Origin of the sequence: Amycolatopsis sp. H20-H5 (assembly GCF_035828755.1) — a bacterium.
In the GTDB taxonomy this organism is placed as follows: domain Bacteria; phylum Actinomycetota; class Actinomycetes; order Mycobacteriales; family Pseudonocardiaceae; genus Amycolatopsis.
The window spans coordinates 1-1,945 of sequence record NZ_JAYMZS010000256.1; the positions used below are offsets into that span (position 1 = coordinate 1).

The following is a 1,945-nucleotide window of genomic DNA, read 5'->3' on the forward strand; positions in this document are numbered from 1 at the left end:
CCGAGCACGTGGCAGGTCGGGCCGCAGACGACGCCGTCGTCGAGCGGGAGTTTCGCGCCGCGCAGCCAGGACACGGCCGGGACGGTGCCGAGCGCGACCACGGCGCATTCGACCTCGAGGGTCCGGCCGTCGATGAGCTCGATGCCGAGGCCGGTGGGTTCGAGCCGCCAGCGGCGGATCGAGGTGCCCAGTTCGAGCCGGACGCCGTGGGCCGCGTGGACCGCGGTGAGCCGGGCCCCGACCTCCGCCCCCAGCTCGTCGCCGAGCAGGGTGTGCGAGCGGTCGATGATCGCGACGTCGCGGTTCATCGCGCGGAGGCTGGAGGCGACCTCGCAGCCGATGAACCCGCCGCCGAGCACCGCGACCGGGCCGGTCGTCCCGGCGAGGCCCTGGTGCAGGGTGACGGCGTCGGCCAGGGTCCGCAGCACGACCACCCGGGGATGCCCGTGCGGCACCTCCGCGAGGCGCCGCGGTTCGACGCCGGTGGCGATGACCAGCCCGTCGTAGCGCAGCTCCTCGGCGCCCGGCAGGTGGAGGACCTGCCTGCCCGGTTGCAGGTGGACCGCCGCGGTGTCGAGCCGCCATTGGGCGTCGACGTCGCCGAAGGCGGCCAGCCGGGTGCCCGCGGGTTCGATCTCCCCGGTCAGCACCTGCTTGGACAGCGCGGGCCGGTGATACGGCATGCCCGGCTCCGCGCCGAGGATCACCAGCTCGCCGCCGAAGCCCAGTTCGCGCACGCGTTCGGCGGCCCGCAGCCCGGCGAGACCGGCCCCGACCACCACGATCCGCTCGGTCATCGGCCCGCCTCCTGCAGGGTGATGGCCCGCATCGGGCACGCCCTCGCGGCGGCCTCGGCCTGGCTCACCTGCGCGCGGCCGGGCCGCCGGACGTACTCGAGCCCGTCGCCGTGCAGCTGGAACACCTTGGGCGCCTCGGCCTGGCAGACGCCGTAGCGGTGGCACAGCTTGTCGTCGACCCGCACCTGGAGCTTCCCCGCGCCGCCGAACACCGGCGGGTCCTCCGGGGTCGCGCCGAGCAGGCCGATCCGGACGAGGACGTGCGGCGGCAGCAGCCGGAGCACGCTCAGCAGCAGCGCGGGCACGACCGCGGTGATCCCGCCGAGCCACACCACGGCCAGGTGGCCGCCCGCGACGGCGCCGAACCAGGCGTGGATGACCAGCAGCGCGACGGCGACGTAGCCGACCTGGTGGAACCGCAGCCGGTTCTCGTGGATCACGCGGCGCAGCCCGGCGGCGACGGCGACCGCGATCAGCAGTTCCATCCCGACGACGCCGAACGCGTGGCCGAGGTCGTCGATGGGCACGATCAGGGTGAGCACGGTCAGCGAGTCGTCGTCGAGCAGGAGGAACGAAAGGGCGTGCAGCAGCCCGGTGGCCAGCGCGACCGTGGCGAGCACGACGTGCCCGCCACGCAGGGTCTGGTGGCCGGTGGTGCGCTGGATCCAGCCGGTCGCGGCGAGCACCCCCCAGGCGAGGGCCAGGCACAGGGTGACGTAGGCGACGCGGCCGGAAAAGGTGGCGATCTCCCGGACGCCGCTGTCATGGGGAGAGGGGGTGGGGACCACCGAGAGCAGAGAGAGCGGCATGAAAAGGACCTCCGGGGCAGGGCGTCACTTCTTCGAGGGGTGCCCGAGTTCCTGAGGGGACCCGAACTTGCTGGGGGAACCGAGCAGCCGCACCAGCCAGAAGGTCAGTGCGGCGGTGAGACCGGCGAGTGCGCCACCCAGCGCGAGCCCACCGGCACCGAGGAAGTTGCCGCCGTCGGGCACGACCATGAGGGAGGTCGTCTCGGCGACGCCGGTGCTTTCGAGCAGCGTCATGTGGCGGAGGAAGGTGTCGACCGCGGCCTGGGCGAACGCCCGCACGTCGTCGTCGCGGGTGCTGGCCCGGACCTGGGAGGCGAGGCCGAACAGCGAGCCGTACGC

2 protein-coding genes and 1 pseudogene are annotated in these 1,945 nt (G+C 73.9%); all 3 read right to left on the bottom strand.

The window, feature by feature from the left end:
- Nucleotides 1-797, bottom strand: a 797-nt coding sequence (locus QMK34_RS47265) for an NAD(P)/FAD-dependent oxidoreductase (RefSeq protein WP_326421590.1), incomplete at its 3' end; no start/stop codon positions are given.
- A complete protein-coding gene (locus tag QMK34_RS47270) occupies nucleotides 794-1,606 on the bottom strand; it encodes a ferredoxin (RefSeq protein WP_326421591.1) in 813 nt (270 codons plus the stop codon). The genes QMK34_RS47265 and QMK34_RS47270, both read right to left, overlap by 4 nt.
- A gap of 24 nt (nucleotides 1,607-1,630) precedes the next feature.
- A pseudogene (locus QMK34_RS47275) lies at nucleotides 1,631-1,945 on the bottom strand (hypothetical protein); the annotation flags it as partial.

Excerpts from the sequence above, each read along its gene's own strand:
- QMK34_RS47270 (WP_326421591.1), bottom strand. The coding sequence starts at position 1,606 with ATGCCGCTCTCTCTGCTCTCGGTGGTCCCCACCCCCTCTCCCCATGAC.